Origin of the sequence: Arthrobacter castelli DSM 16402 (assembly GCF_000430705.1) — a bacterium.
In the GTDB taxonomy this organism is placed as follows: Bacteria; Actinomycetota; Actinomycetes; order Actinomycetales; family Micrococcaceae; genus Arthrobacter_C; species Arthrobacter_C castelli.
Genome location: NZ_AUMN01000014.1, coordinates 77,970 through 101,020, shown reverse-complemented (window position 1 = coordinate 101,020; position 23,051 = coordinate 77,970). Strand labels below are relative to the sequence as shown.

The 23,051-nt window shown below is 65.4% G+C and carries 16 protein-coding genes; 7 read left to right on the top strand and 9 right to left on the bottom strand.

Going from position 1 to position 23,051, the window contains the following annotated elements:
- Positions 1-176: 176 nt before the first annotated feature.
- The 4 genes from H535_RS0115385 to H535_RS0115370 all read right to left on the bottom strand — a co-directional run bounded on the left by H535_RS0115385 (position 177) and on the right by H535_RS0115370 (position 3,776).
- Positions 177-1,952 (bottom strand): acetyl/propionyl/methylcrotonyl-CoA carboxylase subunit alpha, encoded by a 1,776-nt coding sequence (locus H535_RS0115385; RefSeq protein ID WP_026820252.1) that lies wholly within the window; start codon positions 1,950-1,952, stop codon positions 177-179.
- Positions 1,953-2,092: 140 nt separating this feature from the next.
- A complete protein-coding gene (locus H535_RS0115380) occupies positions 2,093-2,710 on the bottom strand; it encodes a Maf family protein (RefSeq protein WP_026820251.1) in 618 nt (205 codons plus the stop codon).
- 83 nt (positions 2,711-2,793) lie between these two features.
- Positions 2,794-3,201 (bottom strand): hypothetical protein, encoded by a 408-nt coding sequence (locus H535_RS0115375; RefSeq protein WP_035769867.1) that lies wholly within the window; start codon positions 3,199-3,201, stop codon positions 2,794-2,796.
- Between the two features lie 65 nt (positions 3,202-3,266).
- Entirely contained in the window at positions 3,267-3,776 is a 510-nt protein-coding gene (locus H535_RS0115370) for a hypothetical protein (RefSeq protein WP_155838717.1), read from the bottom strand.
- 390 nt (positions 3,777-4,166) lie between these two features.
- Between H535_RS0115370 and H535_RS30400 the strand changes: the two genes are divergently transcribed.
- Positions 4,167-4,475 carry a helix-turn-helix domain-containing protein gene (locus H535_RS30400; protein ID WP_425387287.1) on the top strand — a complete coding sequence of 103 codons (309 nt, stop codon included), beginning with the start codon at positions 4,167-4,169 and terminating at the stop codon, positions 4,473-4,475.
- On the opposite strand, the gene H535_RS0115365 is transcribed toward H535_RS30400, so the two are convergent.
- The 4 genes from H535_RS0115365 to H535_RS0115350 form a co-directional block, all read right to left on the bottom strand.
- The gene (locus H535_RS0115365; protein ID WP_081416729.1) at positions 4,464-5,837 is read right to left on the bottom strand and encodes a dicarboxylate/amino acid:cation symporter; all 1,374 of its coding nucleotides are present in this window, start codon (positions 5,835-5,837) and stop codon (positions 4,464-4,466) included. The two genes, H535_RS30400 and H535_RS0115365, sit on opposite strands and share 12 nt — an antisense overlap.
- A gap of 215 nt (positions 5,838-6,052) precedes the next feature.
- Positions 6,053-7,777 (bottom strand): DUF885 domain-containing protein, encoded by a 1,725-nt coding sequence (locus H535_RS0115360; RefSeq protein ID WP_051299400.1) that lies wholly within the window; start codon positions 7,775-7,777, stop codon positions 6,053-6,055.
- Between the two features lie 111 nt (positions 7,778-7,888).
- Positions 7,889-8,158 (bottom strand): acyl-CoA carboxylase subunit epsilon, encoded by a 270-nt coding sequence (locus H535_RS0115355; RefSeq protein WP_026820246.1) that lies wholly within the window; start codon positions 8,156-8,158, stop codon positions 7,889-7,891.
- Positions 8,155-9,762, bottom strand: a complete 1,608-nt coding sequence (locus tag H535_RS0115350; RefSeq protein ID WP_026820245.1) for an acyl-CoA carboxylase subunit beta — start codon at positions 9,760-9,762, stop codon at positions 8,155-8,157. The genes H535_RS0115355 and H535_RS0115350 overlap by 4 nt, the downstream gene beginning before the upstream one ends.
- A gap of 193 nt (positions 9,763-9,955) precedes the next feature.
- On the opposite strand from H535_RS0115350, the gene H535_RS0115345 reads away from it, so the two are divergent.
- Complete coding sequence (locus H535_RS0115345; RefSeq protein ID WP_026820244.1) at positions 9,956-10,813, top strand: SDR family oxidoreductase; 858 nt, start codon at positions 9,956-9,958, stop codon at positions 10,811-10,813.
- 166 nt (positions 10,814-10,979) lie between these two features.
- Positions 10,980-12,497, top strand: a complete 1,518-nt coding sequence (gene murJ, locus H535_RS0115340) for a murein biosynthesis integral membrane protein MurJ (RefSeq protein ID WP_026820243.1) — start codon at positions 10,980-10,982, stop codon at positions 12,495-12,497.
- Between the two features lie 5 nt (positions 12,498-12,502).
- Here the strand turns inward: murJ and H535_RS25875 are convergent, their stop codons facing one another.
- Positions 12,503-13,654 carry a hypothetical protein gene (locus H535_RS25875; protein ID WP_245580341.1) on the bottom strand — a complete coding sequence of 384 codons (1,152 nt, stop codon included), beginning with the start codon at positions 13,652-13,654 and terminating at the stop codon, positions 12,503-12,505.
- Between the two features lie 296 nt (positions 13,655-13,950).
- Between H535_RS25875 and H535_RS0115330 the strand changes: the two genes are divergently transcribed.
- The 4 genes from H535_RS0115330 (at position 13,951) to H535_RS0115315 (ending at position 23,019) form a co-directional block, all read left to right on the top strand.
- Complete coding sequence (locus tag H535_RS0115330; RefSeq protein WP_026820242.1) at positions 13,951-14,829, top strand: biotin--[acetyl-CoA-carboxylase] ligase; 879 nt, start codon at positions 13,951-13,953, stop codon at positions 14,827-14,829.
- A gap of 34 nt (positions 14,830-14,863) precedes the next feature.
- A complete protein-coding gene (locus H535_RS25870) occupies positions 14,864-15,448 on the top strand; it encodes a PH domain-containing protein (protein WP_051299398.1) in 585 nt (194 codons plus the stop codon).
- Between the two features lie 37 nt (positions 15,449-15,485).
- Positions 15,486-16,754 carry an adenylate/guanylate cyclase domain-containing protein gene (locus tag H535_RS25865; RefSeq protein ID WP_245580340.1) on the top strand — a complete coding sequence of 423 codons (1,269 nt, stop codon included), beginning with the start codon at positions 15,486-15,488 and terminating at the stop codon, positions 16,752-16,754.
- Between the two features lie 124 nt (positions 16,755-16,878).
- Complete coding sequence (locus H535_RS0115315) at positions 16,879-23,019, top strand: Ig-like domain-containing protein (RefSeq protein WP_026820241.1); 6,141 nt, start codon at positions 16,879-16,881, stop codon at positions 23,017-23,019.
- Positions 23,020-23,051 lie beyond the last annotated feature (32 nt).

The following is a 23,051-nucleotide window of genomic DNA, read 5'->3' as shown; positions in this document are numbered from 1 at the left end:
CCGAATATTGCACAACTGTTCGCCACCACCGGGGGCTATGTGCATCGGGCGGCAACACGTGAGGAGATTTTGGTATTCACTCCATCGAACGCGTCCTGGCTAAACTGGACCGAATACGAATTCCCAGCGCCAAATCCGCAAACCCGAGTACCAGCCCAGAGCCGCCTGACGAGGCACTAGTCCACGATGCTGGCCAGCACGCTTCCGGCCGAGACGGTATCGCCCGGCTGGGCCTTCAGGCCGGACACCCGGCCGGCCTTGTGGGCAGTGAGTGGCTGTTCCATCTTCATCGCCTCCAGCACGACCACCAGGTCCCCCTCGGCGACGCTGTCGCCGTCGCCGACGGCGACCTTGACGATGGTGCCCTGCATCGGTGACGCCAGGTCCTCGCCGCTGGCCGTTGCCGGTGTACTGGAGCGGCTCCGCGATTTCTTCTTCCTGGAGCCGTTGCTGCTGGACGAAGCCGAACCCAGACCGGCCGGCAGCACCACCTCAAGGCGCTTGCCGCCCACTTCCACGGTGACCCGCTGGCGGTCGTCGTCGGCGTTTGATGCCTCGGGTATGCCGTCGTAGGCCGGGAGGTTGTTGGCGAATTCGTCCTCGATCCAGCGGGTGTGGACGGTGAAGGGTCCCTCTGCAGGGGCAAAGGCCGGATCATTGACGACGGCGGTGTGGAAGGGGAGCACTGATGGCATGCCTTCGATGTGTGTTTCGGCCAGCGCACGGCGGGACCGTTCGATGGCGTGACGGCGGGTCGGACCGGTGACAATGAGCTTGGCCAGCATGGAGTCGAAGTTTCCGCCGATCACTTCGCCTGCCTCGATGCCCGAATCCACCCGTACTCCCGGCCCGGCCGGCAGCTTCAGCGCCGCCACCGTGCCCGGCTGGGGCAGGAAGCCGCGTCCGGGGTCTTCGCCATTGATCCGGAACTCGAAGGAATGACCGTGAACCGGCGGGTCGTCATAGCCCAGTTCCTCGCCACGGGCCAGCCGGAACTGTTCACGCACCAGGTCGATGCCGGTGACCTCTTCGGAGACCGGGTGCTCCACCTGCAGCCGGGTATTGACCTCCAGGAATGAGATGGTCCCGTCACGGCCGACCAGGAATTCGCAGGTGCCGGCGCCCTGGTAGCCCGCCGTGGCCAGGATCGCCTTGGACGATTCGTACAGCCGTTCATTCTGCTGGTCGGTGAGGAACGGGGCCGGTGCTTCTTCCACCAGCTTCTGGTTGCGCCGCTGCAGCGAGCAGTCCCGGGTCGATATCACCACGACGTGTCCGGCCGCATCGGCCAGGCACTGCGTTTCGACGTGCCGTGGGGCGTCCAGGAACCGCTCAATGAAGCATTCGCCGCGGCCGAACGCGGCGGTGGCCTCCCGGACGGCGGAATCGAACATCTGCGGGATTTCCTCGCGGGTCCGGGCGACCTTGATGCCCCGGCCGCCTCCTCCGTAGGCGGCCTTGATGGCCAAGGGCAGGCCATGCTGGTCGGCGAAATCGAGGACTTCCTGCGCGGATGAGACGGGATCTTTGGTGCCCGGCACCAGCGGCGCGCCGACTTCCTCTGCGATATGCCGGGCGCGGACTTTGTCGCCCAGCGAGGAGATGGCCGACGGCGGCGGACCAATCCAGGTCAGCCCGGCATCAATCACCTGCCGGGCGAAGTCGGCATTTTCGGACAGGAACCCGTAGCCGGGGTGGATGGCATCGGCGCCGGACTGCTCCGCGGCGCGGAGCACCTTGTCCATCATCAGATAAGAATCCGCGGCGGTTGATCCTCCCAGCGCGTACGCCTCGTCGGCCAGGCGCACATGAACGGCGTCCCGGTCCGGCTCAGCGTAGACGGCCACCGAATCGATGCCTTCATCCCTGGCGGCACGGATCACGCGTACGGCGATTTCCCCCCGGTTGGCAATCAGCACCTTGGTGATAGGTGATGCGTCGGATTCGGGCATGGGGTTACTGATCACGGCGGCTCCTTATTAATCTCTTGTGGAGCTTAACCCCTTTTTGCGGTTTTCGCCTACGATTCATGCCGTATCTGCGTGGGAGGGGCACGGATTTTGTAGGGATGCTACAAACGTGCGGCCTTCAGCTACGAAGCAGGTGCTTGCCACAGATCGGTGATGGAAACTCCCACCCGGGCCAGCAATGATCGCAGGGTCGACACGCTCAAGCCGACGATGGCGTGGGCGTCGCCGTCGACGGAGGTAATGAATGCGGCCCCGTAGCTGTCGATGGTGAAGGAACCGGCCACGTTCAAGGGCTCGGACGTGGCCACGTAGGCGTCGACCTCCTGGTTCGTCATATCGGCGAAGTGAACCGTCGCCGAAGCGACTGCGCCTGCGGCGGATTGGCGGGAGTCGATCAGCCAGTGTCCGGTGTGCAGCACGCCTGACTTGCCGCGCATCTGCAGAATCCGTTCCCTGGCAGCGGCCTCGGTGTACGGCTTACCGTACGCAGCGCCGTCGAACTCGAAGACCGAATCGCAGCCCAGCACCAGCCCGGAGCCGGAATAGTTGGCCGCCACGGCTTCGCATTTTGCCCGGGCCAATAGCAGGGCCATCTCATGCGGATCGGTCACCGCCGCGGCGGCAGTGACGGCATCTTCGTCGACGTCGGACACCATCACCCGGTGTGCGATGCCGGCGTCGGCCAGCAGCTTGGTGCGGGCGGGGGAAGCGGAAGCAAGTATCAATTCTGGATCGGACACGCTTCCACCTTATGCCGTCTGGTGGCTGGTGGTCGTTAGTTGTCCAGCAGGCCCCGGAATTCGGAAACGTCTATTGGCCGGGGTCACGATCGTTCAGGTGCCCGTTTTTCGAGGAACTGGATCAAAGGGGCGCATGCGAGGAACAAGGCGCTGGCAATCACAGCAGCAACGAACGAAGCCATTGCCTCGGTGAACACAAGACCGTAGAGCACGGCGAGGATCAATAGGCCGATCAATGTCGACACGATTTCCCTGAGGACCACAAGGCGGGGCGGAAAGCTACGACGCAGTAACAACTCGACAATATGGCTGGCGACCAGCCAGGCGACAAAAATGCCCGCCATAATCGGGGTGACCCAGGGCCTGACACCCGGATAAACCACATCGGCTGTGTAAATCAAGACCGCGCCATAATAGCCGCCAATCATTGGCAGCGCCACGATTATCAGGATTGCGAACAACCAAAGGCCGAACAGAATCTTGTGTCCCACACTAAGCGGAGGTAGCCGTTCACCGGACCTGGGCACAGCGTCCCTGTTATCCACTTGCTTCAGGCCTAAAAGCCGAGAAACACGACGCACCACTTAGCTGCGGTAGCCGCCACGTCGTAGGGGACGCGCACTTGCTGGAACGCGGTAATCAGGGCCCCTTCCTGAAATTCGCTGACTTCCTCGATGACGTTTGCGAGCTTGTGAGCATAGGGGCGCATCGGTTTGGGCAGCTTCGGGCCAGCGTAGCGTAGCGCGGCAACGAGCGCCTTCTTGCCGAGAGTCGTAATGATGTTGGCTGGTTGGACCGCGCCACCCCCAGCAGTGGAGCCACCCTGTGCGGTCTTAGCTGCCTGGCGGGCAGCTTGTGCACTGACCCGGTCACCGGCCTTTTCTGCGTTCCTGGCAATCGCGTTCCATTCGACGGAGGTGAAGCCTCCCATGGTTTTCCGGGGTAAAACGGGTACCGTCCGCGAAGAACCGGATCCATGTCCGGATGGGGCGGCTGTGGCTGGTAACGTACCAAAAATCATTGAACCCGAGAGCAGAGCTGCGGTTATGGCTGCAGTCTTCTTCATCCGTGTCATGAATTCTCACATTTGTTTCGTATAGTTACTGCAAACAACGTACAGGCGGAATACTTTTCAACCAACTTCCTCACCCGTAGAACAATATCGGAAAATGATTCTCACTGCCGCACCAGATAAACGGTGGGCGAATGGAGCGTGTCAACGTTTCTGGACACTGATTCTGGTTTTCTTTATGCCACAGGGGTTTCTGCGGACGATGAGTGGGTGTCCTGGGCAGGCCTCGTGTGGGGTGATGTAGCACAGGGTGGAGTGCGGCCGGTCGCGTTTGTAGAAGATTTCGATGTATTTGGCCGCGGCGTACCGGGCGCGGTTTCTGGACGTGATACTTGCCGGACGTAAGACGCCTCTGACCGGCTCAGTGCGCGCGTCGGAATCACTATGGCACACCTCAGCAACCTCAAGAACGGTAAGGCACGAGCGATACGGTTCAGCACACTTGAGAGCATCTGTGCTGTGCTCGAATGTCAACCGGGAGAACGAGGGGAGCATTCCGACGGCCCCGATGACGTAACCCCCAACCCCTTTGCTGGTTTCCGCTCAGTTTCCGGGGTTTGGACCGTCGTCCAATGCGGGGGATTCGATTTGGTGATGCAAGTTCGACAAGAACGACCCAGGGCCGGGCGGCGCCGCCGTAGTGGCACTGCCCGGCTCTGTCGATTCAGGCCCGTAGCCGGTCTAGGCGCGTGAAGGCGCAGTTTCCTCCGCCGCGTCCTGCCCGGAAGCCGTGTCCCGCCCTGCACCATCAGTACCGTCGTCGGCGAACGGGTCACCGTGACGCGGAGCGTTGTACAGCTCCGGATCCAGGATGCCTTCGCGCTTGGCGACAATGGTTGGCACCAGCGCCTGGCCCGCCACGTTGACGGCGGTGCGTCCCATGTCGACCAGTGGATCGACGGCGAGCAGCAGTCCGACGCCGGCCAGCGGCAGCCCCAGCGTCGAGAGGGTGAGCGTGAGCATCACCACGGCGCCGGTGGTGCCCGCGGTGGCGGCCGAGCCCAGCACGGAGACCAGCGCGATCAGCAGGTAGTGGGTGACGTCCAACTGCACGCCGTAGAACTGGGCGACGAAGATCGCCGCGACGGCGGGGTAGATGGCGGCGCAACCATCCATTTTGGTGGTGGCGCCGAGCGGGACGGCGAAGGAGGCGTAACTGCGCGGAACGCCGAGGTTACGTTCAGCCACCCGCTGGGTCAGCGGCAACGTGCCCACGGACGACCGGGAGACGAAGGCCAGCTGGATCGCCGGCCAGGCGCCGGAGAAGTACTGCTTGACGGACAACCCGTGGCTGCGGATCAGCACCGGATACACCACAAACAGCACCAGGAACAGGCCCAGGTAAATGGCCAGCGTGAACTTGCCCAGCGAGCCGATGGTGTCCCAGCCGTAGGTGGCCACGGCGCGGCCGATCAGTCCCACGGTGCCCAGCGGCGCCAGCCGGATGATCCACCACAGCACCTTCTGGATGATCGCCAGTGCCGAGGCATTGAGCCTCAGGAAAGGTTCGGCGGCTTCGCCGACTTTCAGGGCCGCGATGCCGACGGCGGCGGCAACGACCAGCAGCTGCAGCACGTTGAAGCTCAGCGAGGTCACGGCCGTTCCCGCCTCTTCCATCTCGGTTTCGGCGGCGAGGCCGAGGAAGTTCTGCGGGATGATGCCCTGCAGGAACGCCCACCAGCTGCCGGTGCCGCCGGTATAGCCTGGTGGCTGTTCGGCGCCCGTGTTAGCGCCGGGCTGCAGGATGGTGCCCAGGGCCATGCCGATCATCACGGCGATCAGCGCCGTGATGCCAAACCAGAGCAGCGTGCGCCAGGCCAGCCGGGCAGCGTTGGAGACCTGCTTCAGGTTCGAAATGCTGCTGACGACGGCGGTGAAGATCAGCGGGATCACGGCTGTCTTCAGCAGCGTCACATAACTGGAGCCGATGGTCTCCAGGGTGGCCGTCAGCGCATTGGGCGCGCCGTCGGGGCCTTCGCCCAGTTGCTTGGCCAACAGTCCGAGCAACAGGCCCGCGACCAGGGCGATGATGATCTGCGGGCCGAAGGACGTCATCCATTTCGGGAGCTTGAACTTTGCGGGCGCTGCCGGCTCCGGGGCGCGGGTATTTGAAGAAGTCACCCGGCAACACTAGGCGAGCTTGGCTAACAGAGTTAGCTGGTAAGAAGAAATGTTACGCAGGAGACTGCTGGTGCCGGCAGGTTCATCCGCCCGCAGCCGCACCATTCAGCCATGATGTGATGCTATTCCCGGAGCCGGTGTGACAAGAATCAATCGCGTGGTGCGGTCAAGGCGCGGCGCAGCGTATCCAGCCCCACGGAACCCATGTTCAAGGCGCGGGTGTGGAATGCGCTCTGGTCGAACCGGTCACCTTCCTGCTCCTCGACGGTGTCGCGGATTTCCTCCCAGAGCCGCTGGCCGATTTTGTAGGACGGCGCCTGGCCCGGCCATCCCAGGTAGCGGGTGAACTCGAACTCCAGCTGGCCTTCGCTGATCGACATGTTCTGCTTGAGGAACTCGTACCCTTTCTCGGCGGTCCAGACACCGGATCCCCAGCGCTGCGGCATTTCAAGGCCGAGGTGCACGCCGATGTCGAAGACGACGCGGGCGGCGCGCATCCGCTGCCCGTCCAGCATGCCCAGTCGGTCGCCCGGGTCGTCCAGATAGCCCAGGTCGGACATCAGCCGCTCGGCACAGAGCGCCCAGCCTTCGCCATGGCCGGAGACCCAGCAGGCATTGCGCCGCCAGTTGTTCAGCAGACCGCGCTGGTATGTTGCCGTGCCGATCTGCAGGTGATGTCCGGGTACGCCTTCGTGGTAGACGGTGGTTGTCTCCCGCCAGGTGGTGAAGGTGTCTTCGCCCTCCGGCACCGACCACCACATGCGCCCGGGGCGGGAGAAGTCGTCGCTGGGGCCGGTGTAGTAGATGCCGCCTTCCTGGGTCGGGGCAATGCGGCACTCAATGGTGCGCATGATGTCCGGAATCCTGAAGTGGGTGCCGGCCAGTTCCTCAACTGCCTTGTTGGCGAGTTGCTGCATCCACTGCTGCAGGCTTTCGGTTCCCTGCAGCTGCCGCTGCGGGTCGGCGTCGAGCACCTCGATCGCTTCGGCGACGCCGGCGCCGGCGGAGATCTGGTCCGCCACGTCTTCCTGCTCGGCGATGATCCGGTCCAGCTCATCGATGCCCCACTGGTAGGTCTCCTCCAGATCGACAGTGGAGCCGAGGAAGCGGCGGGACATCAGTGTATAGAACTGGCGGCCGACGGCGTCGTTTTCCGGTGCGGCCTCCAGCAGCTCGTCGGAGAGCATCTGCGACAGGTTGCGGTAGGCCTGCTTGGCGCGCTGGGCCCCCTCCTTGAGCCGCCCGGCCAGATCCGCAGAGACCTCTGCGTCTGATTCGGCGGCGGAAGCGGCCAGTGAGTCGAAGAATCCGCCGTCCTCGGCGTACCGTTCGGTCTGCCCGATGACGGTGCGCACTTGGCGCTTGGCGGCGACGACGCCGTCTTCTGCCGCCGCACGCAGCGACGACATGTACCCGGAGATGGCGTCCGGAACGTTGTGCAGCCGTCCGGCTATATGGATCCAGTCCTGCACTGTGTCCGTGGGCATCAGATCGAAGATGGCCCGGATTTCCTGGGCGGGTGAGGCAATATTGTTCAGCGCCGCGAGGTCCCAGCCGGTCTCGAATATCTCCAGTTCCAGGCCGAGGCGCTCCCGCATTGCATCCAGCGTCACCCGGTCCACTTCGTCCGTCGGATCGAGGTCGTCCAGCCGGTCGAGGATTTCCTGCGTCGCTTCCGCCAAGGCGATATGGCCGGCCGGGGAGTAGTCCCGGTACTCCGTCTCGTAGCCGGGGAGCCCCAGCGAGGTGGCAAATCCGGGATCGAGTTCCAACAGGGTCTCGACAAACGCGTCGGCAACGCCGTCGATGGCGGTTTGCGGCCGCGAGGTCACGTCATGAGGGTACGTCGCGCCGGCAGAGTCGGCTGCGGACATGTCAGCAGAGGAAGCATCGTAAGTCACACTGACGAGCCTACTTGGCTCTGGCCGGTCAGTCGAAGTGCCGGCAGCGGTGGCAGCGGCTGCAGTGCACAGCGGCTGTGCACATCAGCGGCCGCTGCGGCGCCACGCTCCCGGCCCGGGCGCGGGCTGCAGGCGCAGCTGGCGCCGGCGCATCCACGACCGCACGCGTTGGGGCCGCGGCCGCGATGGCTCGGCGGGAGCGGCCAGGCCGAGAACGACGGCGGTGAGGGCGGACAGTTCTTCGGTGCTGGGATTGCCGCGCACCACCTGCAGCAGCGGGGCCTCGTCCGGTGACGGGACATCGTCGCGGGCCTGCCGGCCGGGCTGCCCGGCGCGGTTGCTGTCCGCGCTCACAGCGGGATGTTCCCGTGCTTTTTGGCCGGCAGTGCGGCGCGTTTCTCCCGCAATGCACGCAGGCCGCGGACGATCTGGATCCTGGTGTCCGCCGGAGCGATGACGGAGTCGATATACCCCAGTTCCGCGGCCTGGTACGGGTTGAGCAGTTCCTCCTCGTATTGCTCAATCAGCCCGGCGCGCACCTGTTCGACGTCTTTTCCCTCGTCGGCCGCGGCCTTGAGCTGGTTCCGGTAGAGGATGTTGACCGCCCCCTGCGCGCCCATTACGCCGATCTGCGCCGTGGGCCAGGCGATGTTGATGTCGGCGCCAAGTTTCTTGGACCCCATCACAATGTAGGCGCCGCCGTAGGCCTTGCGGGTGATGACGGTCAGCAGCGGGACGGTTGCCTCGGCGTAGGCGTAGAGCAGCTTGGCGCCGCGACGGATGATGCCGTTGAACTCCTGGTCGGTGCCGGGCAGGAAACCCGGAACGTCCACGAAGGTCAGGATCGGAATGTTGAAGGCGTCGCAGTGCCTCACGAACCGGGCGGCCTTCTCGCTGGCGGCGATGTCCAGCGTGCCGGCGAACTGCAGCGGCTGGTTGGCGACGATGCCGACTGTGTGGCCCTCGACGCGGCCGTACCCAGTGATCACGCTTGGCGCGTAGAGCTCCTGCATCTGCAGGAAATGGCCGTCGTCGACGATCGACTCGATGACGGTGCGCATGTCGTAGGGCTGGTTCGCCGAGTCCGGTATCAGCTCATCCAGGGACAGGTCCTCGTCGGTGACTTCCAGTTCCTCGTCGAATTCGACCAGTGGTGCCTCGGCCAGATTGTTCGAGGGCAGAAAATCCAGCAGTTCACGGACAAAGTCCACGGCGTCGGACTCGTCGGTGGCCAGGTACGTCGATGTGCCGGTGGTCGCGTTGTGGGACCGGGCGCCTCCGAGCGTTTCCATGTCCACGTCCTCGCCGGTGACGGTCTTGATCACGTCCGGGCCGGTGATGAACATATGGGACGTCTTATCCACCATCACCACGAAGTCGGTCAACGCCGGGGAGTAGGCCGCGCCTCCGGCACAGGGGCCCATGATCAGCGAAATCTGCGGCACCACTCCGGAGGAGTGGACATTGTTCCGGAAGATATCGGCGAACATCGCCAGCGAGGCGACGCCTTCCTGGATCCGGGCACCGCCGCCGTCATTGATGCCCACCAGCGGGCAGCCGTTGCGCATGGCGAATTCCTGCACCTTGACGATTTTCTCGCCGTTGGCCTTGCTCAAGGAACCGCCGTAGACGGTGAAGTCCTGGCTGTAGATGGCGATTGGCCGGCCGTCGACCGTGCCGTAACCGCTGACGACGCCGTCGCCCAGCGGCCGCTTGGCATCCATGCCGAAGGCGGTGGACTGGTGCGCGGCCAGGGCATCGAATTCGACGAAGGAACCCTCGTCGACCAGCATGTCGATGCGCTCGCGGGCGGTGCCCTTGCCGCGGGCGTGCTGCCGTTCGATCGGGCCGGCGCCTGTCGGAGACAAGGATTCCGCCTGCCGTTTGCGGAAGTCGGCGATCTTTCCCGCGGTGGTGTGCAGTTCGGGATGCAGACCGGGCTCGGCTTCGGTACTCATGAAATCTCCGATCTCCACGCAGGATGGGCGCAGCGGGCATTAAGTAGGTTTCGTACAAAAAACACGGGTTCTCTGCCAGTGTAGTGAGCGAATCAGGGGGTCATGGTGTGGAAATCCTACAAATTACGGGAATACAGGTTTACAGGTTACCAGCGAGTAACATTTGAGGGTGGATTTCGTTTACTCTGGAGCCATGACACCGGATGAAGCAAAGCACGACGTCCCTGCCCGCACCTTGAACGGCAAAACCATCCTGATATCGGGAGGCAGCCGGGGCATCGGCCTGGCGATCGCGCGCCGCGCCGCCGCCGACGGCGCGAATATTGTGCTGATGGCCAAGACCGCCCAGCCGCATCCTCGGCTGGAGGGAACTGTCTATACGGCGGCGGCCGAACTCGTCGACGCGGGCGGGCAGGCCCACCCGGTGGTCGGCGATGTGCGCAACGAGGAGGATGTGCAATCAGCCGTCGACGCCGCCGTCGGGCAATTCGGTGGTATCGACGTGGTGATCAATAACGCCTCGGCCATTGACCTGTCCTCCACTCGGGACATCGACATGAAGCGCTACGATCTGATGGCCGACATCAACATCCGCGGCACCCTGGCGCTGTCGAAATTCAGCATTGACGCACTGTCCAAGGCGGCAAATCCGCACATCCTGACGCTCTCGCCCCCATTGAACCTGGACCCGAAATGGGCCGGCGCGCATCTGCCCTACACCATGGCCAAATACGGCATGAGCCTGACCACGCTGGGTCTGGCGGAGGAACTGGCGGGCGAGGGGATCGGCGTCAATTCCTTGTGGCCGTGCACGCTGATCAACACCGCCGCGATCCGGAATATGCCAGGCGGGCAGCAGATCGCCGCCGGGGCCAGGGGGCCGCAGATCATGGCCGACGCAGCCCATGCGGTGCTGACCCGGCCGGCCCGGTCCACGACCGGCAATTTCTACACCGATGAGCAGGTGCTGGCCGAAGAAGGTGTGACCGACTTCTCGATCTACAACGACGGCACGGCCCAAGCCGAACTGGTGCCGGACATCTTCCTGTAACGGGCAGGTACGCTGAATCACTGAAGTGACTTCGAGCGGACCAAGGAGACGCCCGTGGGGCAAGACAGGCGCAAGCATCCTGAGATGCTTCGGTGGCTCCGGGCGCCGCGATCGCGGGGAAGCATTGCGCGCGTGAGTATCCGTGGCTAGAGGCGCATCGTGGAGTGTGCCGAGGGCCGCAGTCCTGGTCACCGGACTGACGCTGGTCTCCACCCTGCTGGGCTTCGTTCGCGATATCGTCATAGCCGCGGTCTATGGTGCCGGTGCCGCGTTGGACGCCTACTGGGTGGCCCAAGGCCTGATGAACATCCTGCTTGGGCTGGTTGGCTACTCGATGATGCGCTCGGTGACGCCGGTGGTTTCACGCGAGGCCTCCGGCGAGGACGGCACGTGCCGCGGCCACCTCGGCTTCAACGTGGCGCTGACCGTCACGGTGGTGGTGCTTGGGGCCGGAAGCGTGGTGATGGGCATCCTGGCCGCGCCGGTGGCCAGCCTGATCGCTCCCGGATTCGAGGGCGAAGCCGCCGATCTGCTGCAGCTGCTGACCCGCATCATCCTTGTCACAACCGTGGTGGTGGCCGCCACGGACCTGCTGGCCGCACTGTCCCAGGCCCACGGGCGGTTTGCCTTCGCGTCGCTGCAGGGCGTGCCCTTCAACATCATTATGATCGCCGCTGCGGGCCTGTTCGGACCGCGCTATGGCATCACCGCACTGGCGGTGGGATTCGTGGCCGGTTCGCTGGCCCGGCTGCTGCTGCAGATCCCGCCGCTGGTGTCGCTGCGTATCAGGATCCGGCCGCGCTGGAACCTGAGGGATCCCGGGTTCCGCGAAATCGCCCGGCTGGTGCCGCCCATGCTGGTGGGCAACGCCGTCGTCAACGTCAACACGCTGGTGGACCGGGCCGTGGCGTCCACCCTCGATGAAGGCGCCGTCAGCGCCTTGGCGTACGGCTGGCGGCTGGTTAATCTGCCCCAGACCCTGATCGTCGCGGCGTTGCTGGTGCCGCTGTACCCGGCGCTGAGCGCGGCGGTCAAGAACCGCAGCGAAGTCAGGCGGCTGGTGGCACGCGGGTTGTCGGTGACAGTAACGGTGCTGGTGCCGGTCTGCCTGGTGATTGCCATCGCGGCGCTGCCGTTGGTCAAGGTCGTCTTCGCCCGCGGGGCCTTCGACAGCAGCGATGCCGCCGCCACGGCCGCGGCCGTCGCGTGGTTTACTCCCGCCCTGCTGGCCCTGGGGTGCCGGCAGGTGGTGGTCAGCACCTCCTACGCGGTGGGAGATTCGAAGGCGCCTGTGGTGGTTGCCGTGGGCGCCATGGTGATCAACGTCGTCGGCGATGTCCTGCTCGCCCCGGTGCTCGGCGTCGGCGGGATCGCGCTGGCCACCAGCGTGTCGATGCTGATGGCAGCGGCGGTGAACGGGTGGATGCTGCACTACCGGTACGGCGGCATCGACACGGCGTTCGTCACCGCGCTGCTGGGCCGCGCCGGGGGTGTTGGACTGGCGGCAGGCGCCGCGGGGCTTGCGGTGCGGGAGCTAATGGGGACCCAGTCCGCCGTCGTCACCGGGGTGGCAATTGCAGCGGCCGTGTGCGGGGTGTACGCGCTGGGGCTGATCGCGCTGCGTGCCCCCGAACGGCATTTGCTGGCGGAAACGCTGCGCGCCGTGCGGCGCAAGGGACGATAGACGCGTCACACCGGCGGGGCCGAAGACTCGTCGGCGGCGGGTGCCTTCCGGCGCAGCCGCGAGGAAGCCAAATTCCAGATGGGTCCAGGATCCCGTGGATCCCACACGCTGTGGTGGGCAGTGCGCGACCAGCGCAGCGTCTCTGCCGCATCGTTGATGAGGCCGCCGCGGCGCTCGCGCCCGGCGCGCCGGATGTCCCCGGCCAACCACGCATACTTGAACCCTGCCGGGGCGTCCTGCAGGTGGGGAAGGGGGTCGCCCAGGGCCAGCCGGCCCCACGCGTCGGCCAGCCCCGGTCGTGCTGTATTGGACAACGCCATGGAACCGAAGAACCGGCCATTCAGATCGATCAGCTGGGCCCTGCCGTCGTCGCCGGTGAGGAACTGCAGTTCAACCAGGCCCCACCATCCCAGATCCGTCAGCAATGTCTCTGCGCGGGAGGCGAGTTCGTCGTCGACCGGCACCGTCGTGGCCCGGGCCGATGCCCCGTTGGGGGTCGGCCACAACCGGGGAGACACTTGTTGCACCCGCCCGTTCAGGCGGCCATCGTGGAAGATCCCGATGAGGGCCGACAAGCCGCCGCGCACAGGCTCCTGCATCACGGGTTGGGCGCCGGCATCACGGATGAGGTCAATCTGCGACCGGGCGGAGGCGATATCGGCAAACAGCCGCGCCTCGATCCGCAGTGGCCGGGTCTGCCCGTCCGACCAGTGCGCCCGGCACTTGACCACCACCGGGCCTCTCCACGCCGCCATGGCCTGGTCGGTCGCCGATTCGGTGTGCGGCGCTGACAGCCCTGCCTTCCGTGCCCGCTTGGTCAGGTCCATTTTGTCCAGGGCTGCGTGGACGGCCTCGGACTCCGGGTGGGCTATCGAAGTCGAGATGCTGCTTTGGTAAGTGGACAGGGCGGCCATCCAATCGTCGCCGCCACCGAACACCACGTCATAGCGACCGGCGGCGGCTGCCTGATTGACTCCGGCGATGAAACCGGCGCCGGATCCGCGCGGCCGGGGCACGATATGCCGGGCGTCAACGGCCCGCGAGGCTCCGAGCATTCCGCCGCCGTCGGGCGTCCCGACACCGACCATCCAGCCGGACCGCCGCAGGGATCTCGCCGCGGCCAGCGCGCCGCGGTCCCTGCCGGTGCTGACGATCAAAGCACGTCGAGGTGCGCCTGTCCCCCTTGAATCGATGATGACCCTCCTCGGGCAGAATGCGGCAGGAACCGATATGCGCAGCGTGCCTGTAAAAGTGCGTGTGCAGCCATAATAATGGCCGCAGATGAGAATCCCCCGAGCCGGTCCTCCCGCGTGCCGCCTGAAATGTGGCGTCGTCGCCGGCCGCCGCCGGAGCAGGGCGCTGGTGGAAAGGGCACCGGGAAAGCGCCCGTGGAATCCGCCCGTGGAAAGGGCCGATGGAAGTCCGCACGGCTGCCGGTGCGTAAGATCGATGTATGAACGACCGATTTGCCGACCTCGACCGTCCCGGCCTGGATGCTGTCCAGCTGCGGGCCGCGCTGGCGGGTGGTCATGGGCCGTTCGCCCGGCTTGACGGGGTTGACGAAACCGGATCGACCAATGCCGACCTGGCCGGCGCGGCGGCAGCGGATCCTGAAGCGTGGCCGGATTTGAGCGTGCTCACCGCTGAACGGCAAACGGCCGGAAAGGGACGGTTGGACCGCAGCTGGACGGCGCCGGCGAAGTCGGCGCTGCTGGTCAGCGTCTTGTTCCGCCCGGCGGACAGCCGCGGCCGGCCGCTGTCGCCGTCGTCGCTCGCGTGGTTGTCCTTGCTGGCTGCCAGTGCGCTGGCCGGAACGCTGACCGAGCGGGCCGGCGTCGATGCCGGCATCAAATGGCCGAACGACGTGATGATCGGCGGCCGCAAGGTGGCAGGGGTGCTGGCGCAACTGGTGCCCGTCGCGGCCGACGCGGCGCCCGCCGTCGTCGTCGGCACCGGCCTGAACGTGAGCCTCCAGCCCGACGAGCTGCCGTACCCCACGGCCACCTCGTTGGCTCTCGAGCGTGCCTCCACCACCAACCGCAACATCCTGCTGAAGGCCTATTTGCGGAACCTGGCCCAAGTGTATGGACAATTCTGCGCGGTCGACGGCGACCCGGACGCGGTGCTGGAACGCAGCTTTTCGCTGCGCTCCCTTGTCGCACGCCAGCTGCTCACCATCGGCCAGCAGGTTCGGGTGGAGTTGCCCGGCGGAAACGACCTCACCGGCGACGCGCAGGGCCTGGACGAATCGGGGGCATTGACGATCCGGACCGCCGACGGTTCGCTGACCACCGTCGCGGCCGGGGACGTAGTGCACCTGCGCCGGCGTTGATTGACAGCAACCACCGATACATAAAGGAGAAGCAGTGGGCTACCGGCTGGCTCCCGGGGAGCGCGTCATTGTGGCGGCGCGTCCGCAGGCCGGATCCCTGGTGTGGCCGGCGGTGCTGTTTGTGCTCATCCCGGCCGCCTGCGCATTCGGCGCCGGCTGGTTGACGCGGAACCGGTTCACCTTCCCCTCCGCTGTGCAGCAATGGTTTCCGGCCTTTGTCTGGACCATCGCCGCCGTCTCAGTGCTGCTGGTGCTGCTGTACTGCCTGCGGCCGCTGCTGCGGTGGCTGGGCACCCGGTATGTGCTGACCAGCCGCCGCCTGATCAAGCGGCGCGGGCTGTTGCGCCGCCGCGAGATGCAGACCCCGCTGGTGGCCGTGCACCAGGTCGAAATTCGCCAGTCGCTGTTCCAACGCCTCCGGCGGTGCGGCGACGTCGTGGTGGACCTGGGGAACGGACGAGCGGCTGTGTACGTTGGCGTACCGGAGGTTCACCGTTTCAGGGACATTACGCTGGAGACCATCGAAGACCTGCCGCAGACGGCTATGTTCGACGGGGTCAATTACGGCTATGAACTGGATCAGGCACGCGACAGCTGGAACGGGACGTTACCGCAGTGACCGAGAATAGTGGACGGACAACAGACGGGACGTGCAGATGAGCGGGACTGAGCCGGCAGAGGACCCCGATGCCGCAACCGGCCGGAATGACGACGCCGCAACCGGCCGGAACGACGACGGCGGGGCCGGCCTGAATAACGACGGCGGCGGGGCCGCCACCGGGCCGGCAGCCGGATCCGGCGCGGACGCCTCATCGGATAACGGCTCCGGCAACGGCTCCAATAGCGGCTCCGGCAACAGCGCCGACACCGGGGCCACACCGCCGGAGCCCGACCGCGAGGCCATCAAAGCCCTGGAAGTCGAGCTGCTCGGTTCCGAACGTACGCTCCGGCGCCGCGAAGTCGCCGCCGGGGCGGGGGTGTCGCTGCTGTCGGCGCGGAAGCTGTGGCGCGCCATGGGTTTCCCCAACCTCGGTGATGAGGACCTGGCATTCACCGACAACGACCTGAACGCCCTGAACACGGTGATCCAACTGGTGCGCGAGAGCAAGCTGACGGAGGAAGCCGCCATCTCCGTCACCCGGTCGATCGGCCAGATGACCGACCGCATGGTGGTGTGGCAGGTCGAAGCACTGATCGAAGACATGGTCGTCGCCCGCGGGATCAGCGACGCCGAGGCGCGTCGCCTGCTGGTGCTCGAATTGCCCAGTCTGCTCCAACCGCTCGAAGAGATGCTGGTGTATTCATGGCGGCGCCAAATGAACGCCGGGGTGCAGCGCCTGGCGTTGCGGGCCGAAGCCGGCCTGGAGGCCAGCGAAGAGGGCCGCGAGGGCGACGAGGACGACGCGCCGCTGCCACTCGCACGCGCGGTGGGATTCGCCGATCTGGTCTCCTATACCAGCTTGTCGCGGCGGATGAACGAAAAGACCCTGGCACAGCTGGTCCAGCGCTTCGAAAACAAGTGCGCCGAAATCATCTCCATCGGCGGCGGGCGGCTGGTCAAGACCATCGGCGACGAAGTGCTCTACAACGCCGAAACCCCCGAAGCCGGAGCGGAGATCTCCCTGGCGCTGGCCCGCGCCTTCGCCGAAGATGACCTGCTTCCCGACGCCAGGGTGTCGATGGTGTGGGGCCGGATCCTGTCCCGCCTCGGCGATATTTACGGGCCCACCGTGAACCTCGCCGCCAGGCTGACCGCGCTCGCCCAGCCTGGAACTGTGCTGACCGACGCGTCAACGGCGTCCGCGTTGAGTTCCGACGACAGGTTTGTGCTGGTGCCGCAGAAAGCCCGCACCGTCCGCGGGTTCGGCGAGATCCACCCCGTTACGCTGGCCAGAGGCGCCGGCGAAGGACTGATTATGGACTAGCGGTCCCGCCATGTCATAGTCTGTATGACGATTATCGTCCCGCGGGGCCCTGGGGGAGACGCTGGCGGGGACTTGTGCGCTCGTTTTGGGGGCGCGAAGGGCGACAAGGACTAAGACAAGGCGGATGAAGTTTTTAGCGGGTCTCCAGAGCCTTCGGCGAAGGCGCCAGGGCGTCATTTCCGCGACCACCTTTTCGGCACTTACCGCGCTCGTTGTCACGGGCGCGATCGTCTATCCGGGGTTCAAGACCGCTGACGTCGACCTGAACGACGGCGGCGTCTGGGTCACCAACAAATCACAGAACCTGGTGGGCCACCTCAATTATCAGTCCAAGGTGCTCGACGGCGGATTCCTCGCCAACAGTGCCAAATTCGACGTGAAGCAGCACGCCTCCACTGTCTATATGGAGAACAACGCCCACTCCACCCTCAATCCGGTGGATGTGGCCAAGGTGGCGCTGGGCAATGAACAGCAGTTGCCGGCCAACGCGGACGTCTCGCTGGGCCAGGACACCATAGCAATCACCAAGCCCAAGACCGGCGAAGTGTGGGTGACCACCAATGAGTCTTTGAGCTCGTTCAGCGCCGAGGCGACGGATCCGACGCTGAAAGCATCACCGGGCAGCGCCGCCGCCGTCAGCGACGAGGACGTAGTCTTCGTTGCCGACACCGGTGCCGGAGAAATCACCGAAATCGAAGTCGATGCCGAGGGCCAGGTGGTGCGGGAGGAAACCACCGGCGTCGACGGGCTGGCCGGTGCTCAAGACATCCAGCTAGCAGCCGTTGGCGGCGAACCGGTGGTGTTCGACGGCGCCACCTCCACGCTGTATTTGCCCGGCGGCACCGTGAAGCTGGACGCCGGCCAGGACGCGCGTCTGCAGCAGAGCGGGCCGGAAAGCGACTTCGTGGCACTGGCCACCGGCCGGGGCTTGATCAAGCAGCCCCTCGACGGCTCCGACGCGACGACGGTGCCCCTGGACGCCCAAGGGGACCCCGCACGGCCGGTGCAGATGGGCGGCTGTGTGCATTCGGCGTGGTCCGGAGCCGGCCTGTACCTGAGGGACTGCGCCTCGAACGGGAACGACCAGAAAACCACCATCCCCAAAATCGCCGGGGACGCGGAGCTGTCCTTCCGGGTCAACCGCGATGTGGTGGTGCTCAATGACCTCATCTCGGGCAATATCTGGCTGGTCAACGAGAACATGAAGCTGGTCAACAACTGGGACGACATCATCCCGCCGCCGGATAAGTCGGACGAAGAGGAAGAGGATTCCGCCGACGACAACCCGATCGACACGCTTCCGGACCGGACCAAGAAGAATCGTCCGCCCGAAGCCAAGGATGATGCCTACGGCGTCCGGCCGGGACGCACCACGTTGCTGCCCATCCTGGACAATGACTCGGACCCGGACGGGGACCTGCTGACCGCGAGCCTGGTCGGTGACGCTCCCGACGTCGGCAAGCTGCAGAAGATCTACGACGGCACCGGAATGCAGGTGGTGGTTCCCGAAGACGCCAAGAAGGGCACCTACAGTTTCACCTACGAGGCCGATGACGGCCGGGGCGGAACGGACCAGGCCACGGTCCAACTGGTGGTCCGGGGGCCGGACAGCAACAAGCCGCCGGAACGGAAGCGGGAGACCAGGATCCTGCTGGAGCAAGGCAAAACCATCAGCCAGAACGTGCTCTCCGACTGGATCGACCCGGACGGCGACGACCTGTTCCTGGTGGACGCCCAGGCGACCACAAAGGGCGACCAGGTCCGTTTCCGCCCGGACGGGCGGATCACCTTCCAGGACATCGGCACGACCTTTGGCGAGAAGGAAGTGAAGATCACCGTCTCCGACGGCCGGTCAACCACCGAGGGCACCGTGACAATGGATGTGCGCCCGCCCGGTGCGCTGCCTCCGGTGGCCAACCCTGACCACGTTTCCACCTCGGTGGGCCAGGAAGTGATGATCGCGCCGCTGAAGAATGACCTCGACCCCAATGGCGGCTCGTTGCGGCTGGCGAGGGTGGACCCGGAAAACAACGTCGAGTTCAACGCGAACTACGACGCCGGCACCCTGACCGTGGAGTCCTCGACGCCTGGCACCTATTACCTGAAGTACCTGGTCACCAACGATCCGGCCAGCTCCACCGGGCTGATCCGTGTCGACGTCAAGGCCGACAATTCCGAAGGCGCCCCGGTCGCGGTCCGCGACGTTGGCCTGTTGCCGTCGGAAGGCGATGTGCTGGTGGATGTGCTGGGCAATGACACCGATCCCAATGGCGGGGTGCTGGTGGTCCAGTCCGTCGATGTCCCCAAGGACTCCGGGCTCAACGTCGCAATCCTGAACCACAACATCCTGCGCATCACCGATAGCCACGGCCTCAAGGGCAACGTCTCCATTGAATACACGGTCTCCAATGGCACGTCCTCGTCCACCGGTGAGGTGAGCGTGATTCCGGTGCCGCCACCGGCCACCCTGGAGCCGCCTCAGGCCACCGCCGACGAGGCAACGGTGCGCGCCGGCGACGTCGTCACGATCGATGTGCTGGACAACGACACTCATCCCAACGGGGACGAGCTGAGCCTCGATCCCAAGCTGGTGCAGGGGATCGATCCCAAGCACGGACGCCTGTTCGTCGCCCAGGACAAGCTCAGGTTCATCGCCGGGCCGAAGGCGAAGACTGTTCACGCGATTTACAACGTGGTGGACAGTGCCGGACAGAAAGATTCCGCCCAGGTCACCATCAACATCCGGGCCAAGGACCCCGAACGGAACTCGCGGCCGGACCCGGAAAACCTGACCGGCCGGGTGCTGGCCGGATCGTCCATCCGGATCCCGGTACCGCTGAACGGCATCGACGCCGACGGCGACTCGGTGCAGCTGGTGGGGATTGAGTCCGCCCCGAAACAGGGGACGGCCCTGGTGGGCAGCAACTACATTGACTACGTGGCCGCCGGCAACGGCAGCGGAACTGACTCGTTCACCTATAAGGTCCGTGACCGGATGGGCGCCGTCAGCACCGGGACCGTGCTGGTGGGCATCGCACCCAAACCTGAAACCAACCAAAAGCCCGTGGCCATCGACGACAGCGTCAAGATCCGGCCGGGCAAACGGGTCTCCATGGACGTGCTGCGCAATGACTCGGACCCCGACGGCGACGCCATCGCGCTGGTCAAAGACGACCTGTCCGCCGACAAAGTCATGAAGGCGAAGGTCAAGAAGGACACTGTGCTGGCCACCGCTCCCGGCCAGGAGGGGATCGCCACGGTGCGCTACGGCATCGCCGACGAACGCGGCGCCAAGGCCTCCGCCGTCGTCCGTCTCGATGTGGACAAGAACGCCCCGCTGCACCGGCCGATTGCCCGGGACGACCGGGTGACGACTGCCGAGACGCTGGGCAAGACCGCGGTGTCCGTGCCCGTGCTGGAGAATGACCAGGACCCGGACGGGGTCACCGAGGACCTGAAGATCAGTTTCCCGGACAACAACCCCACAGCCAGCGTGAAGAACAACGAGGCACTGATCGAGCTCAAGCCCGGCCCGCAGATCATCCCTTACACGGTCACCGACATCGACGGCGGCAAGGCGACAGCGGTGATCTGGGTTCCCGGCGTGGGGGACCAGCTGCCGACCCTGAAGGACCACAAACCGATCAAGGTCGATGCCGGCGAGACCATCGAGCTGAACCTGGAAGAACTGGTTCAGGTCCGCGAGGGGCGCAGCCCGCGGATCACCGTGGCCGAATCGGTCAGCGGTATTGGCAACAGCAACGAAGACATGGTGGTCGACGAGCAGACGCTGCGTTATACCGCCGGCGAGGACTATGGCGGCCCGGGGTCGGTGACCTTCGAAGTCACCGACGGGTCCGGCCCGGACGACCCGGACGGAAACAAGGCCACCCTGACGGTGCTGACCGAAGTCATCCCGGATCCGGAGACCAACACCCCGCCGACGTTCAGCAGCTCCACCATGGAGGTGGCCGAGGCCGAGGACGGGCAGAGCCTGGATCTTGCGCAACTGGCCAAGGACCCCGACAAACGCGATCGGGACGACCTCGAATTCGCCATTGAAGGCGGGATCCCGGCGGGGTATGAAGCGTCGCTTGATGGCAGCGTGCTGCACGTGCGCGCCAAGGACGGCACCGACGCCGGCTACGTCGGCGACATCAACCTCAGCGTGACCGACGGGCGCAGCGACCCCGTCACGGCATCGGTGACAGTGACGACCACAGCTTCCAACCGTCCGGTGCCGGTGGCGAACAACGACGTCGTATCCGACGCAGTGCAAGGCGAAACAGAGACCGTCAACGTGCTGGCCAACGACGTGAACCCGTACGAAGATACCCCGCTGAAGATTGTCGAAGCGACGGTGGAAACCGGAGAAGGCACCGCCTCGATCTCCGGTGATTCGGTGGCGGTGACCCCCTCATCGGACTTCGTGGGAACGATGGTGGTGCGCTACACCATCGCGGACAAGACGGAAGACCCCGGCCGGTTCGCCCAGGCGAAGGTCAAGCTGACGGTCAAGGGTGCACCCGATGTTCCCGGCACCCCCAGCGTCGAAGAGGTCCGGGACCAGACAGTGGTGTTGTCCTGGCGTCCGCCGAGCAACAACGGATCTCCCATCACCAACTACACGGTGAAGGGCACCCATGGCGTCAGCCAGGACTGCGCGTCGACCACCTGCACCATCAGCGGGCTGACCAACGACACCATCTACCGGTTCACAGTGACTGCGACCAACGAGGTGGGCACCTCCGATCCGTCGCCGCAGTCGGCCGAGGCACGTCCGGATGCCAAGCCCGAACAACCGCAGCCACCGCAGCTGAAATTCGGCGACGGTGAGCTGAAGGTCTCCTGGAAGACACCGCCGACGCCGGGATCGCCGGTGCACAGCTTCAACCTGCGCATCTCTCCGGCACCGCCGGGCGGCGGCGCCACCAAGACCGGCGTCACCGGCAACAGCCTCACGTGGGGCGGCCTGCAGAACGGCGTGCCCTATAAGGTCCAGGTGCAGGCGGTGAACGACGCGCCGGATCCGTCGAAATGGAGCGCCTACTCGGCCTCGGAGATCCCGGCCGGCAAACCGTCCGTGCCGCAGGCGCCGTCGACCCAGCGCCTCAAGCCGGTGGGCGACCGGACGCAACTGCAAGTGAATTGGAATGCACCGGCCACTAACGGCGATCCGGTGGAGCATTACACCCTCAAGGTCCTCCGCGGCGGTTCAGTGCAGCGCACTATGGAAGTGCAAGGCACCAGCCAGGCCATCACCGTGCCGAATGCCGAGGCGAACTACACGTTCACCGTCTCGGCCACGAATAAGGCCGGCACCAGTGCGCAAAGCGCGCCGTCGGCGCCGCGCCGTGCCTTCGGGAAACCGGGAACGGTGAAGGGCGTATCGGCCACTCCGGCGAATACCGGCGGGTCCGGGCGCGCCATCACGGTGAAGTTCAACCAGTTGACCGCCGCGCAGCGAAATGGCGCCAAGGCCAGTGAGATCCGCTACCGGGCCACGTTCAGCGATGGACGTACCATGGGCATCACCAGCGGTGAGACCGTTGGCGGGTTCAGCAACGGCACCCGGCACAGCGTGAGGATTACCGCGATCTCCTCCAGTAATGGGGCCAGCTACACCGGTTCGGCGAGTGCGGCGGCCAGCGCGTCGCCCTACGGATCGCCCGGCACCCCGAGCGCCTCGGCGACGAATGGTTCCGAGGGCGAAACGAGTATCAGGGTGCGCTGGTCCGGCCCAAACCGGAACACGCACGACGTGGCAAGAGTCCAAATCAAGATTGATGGCGGCGGCTGGCACAACGCCGGGTTCAGCGGTTCCCGCACCGTGGGCAACGGGTACGACCAGAAGCACACCCTCAAGGTGCGCAGCTGCAACTCGCGGGACAACTGCAATGTCGTCTCGGCCTCCGGCACGACGGGAGCCGAGCCGCCGCCTCCGCCGCCGGATCCGCCGGGGCCGTGGACCACCGGCGTGGTGAATACGAACGTGCGAACCTGTATGGAGAAGTACGGCGAGTGGGACAACTTCGACGGGAACGCTGATCCGAACAACTGCTATGGCGACCACTGGGCCTACCCCTCGGGCAACTCCCGTGACATGCCTGCCAGCAGTATCACCTCCAAGTGCTACTACATGTCCAGCGGGATCCCCTGGTACCTGCAGTCGTCGGGCAACCGGTCCAGGAACGACGGCCATATCATCAAGGGCATCCATACCGAGTTCGGGACCAGCCCGCCGAAGGGGATGGATCCGTGCTAATGGTCGGCCGGCAGCATTGTGCACAGCACGCC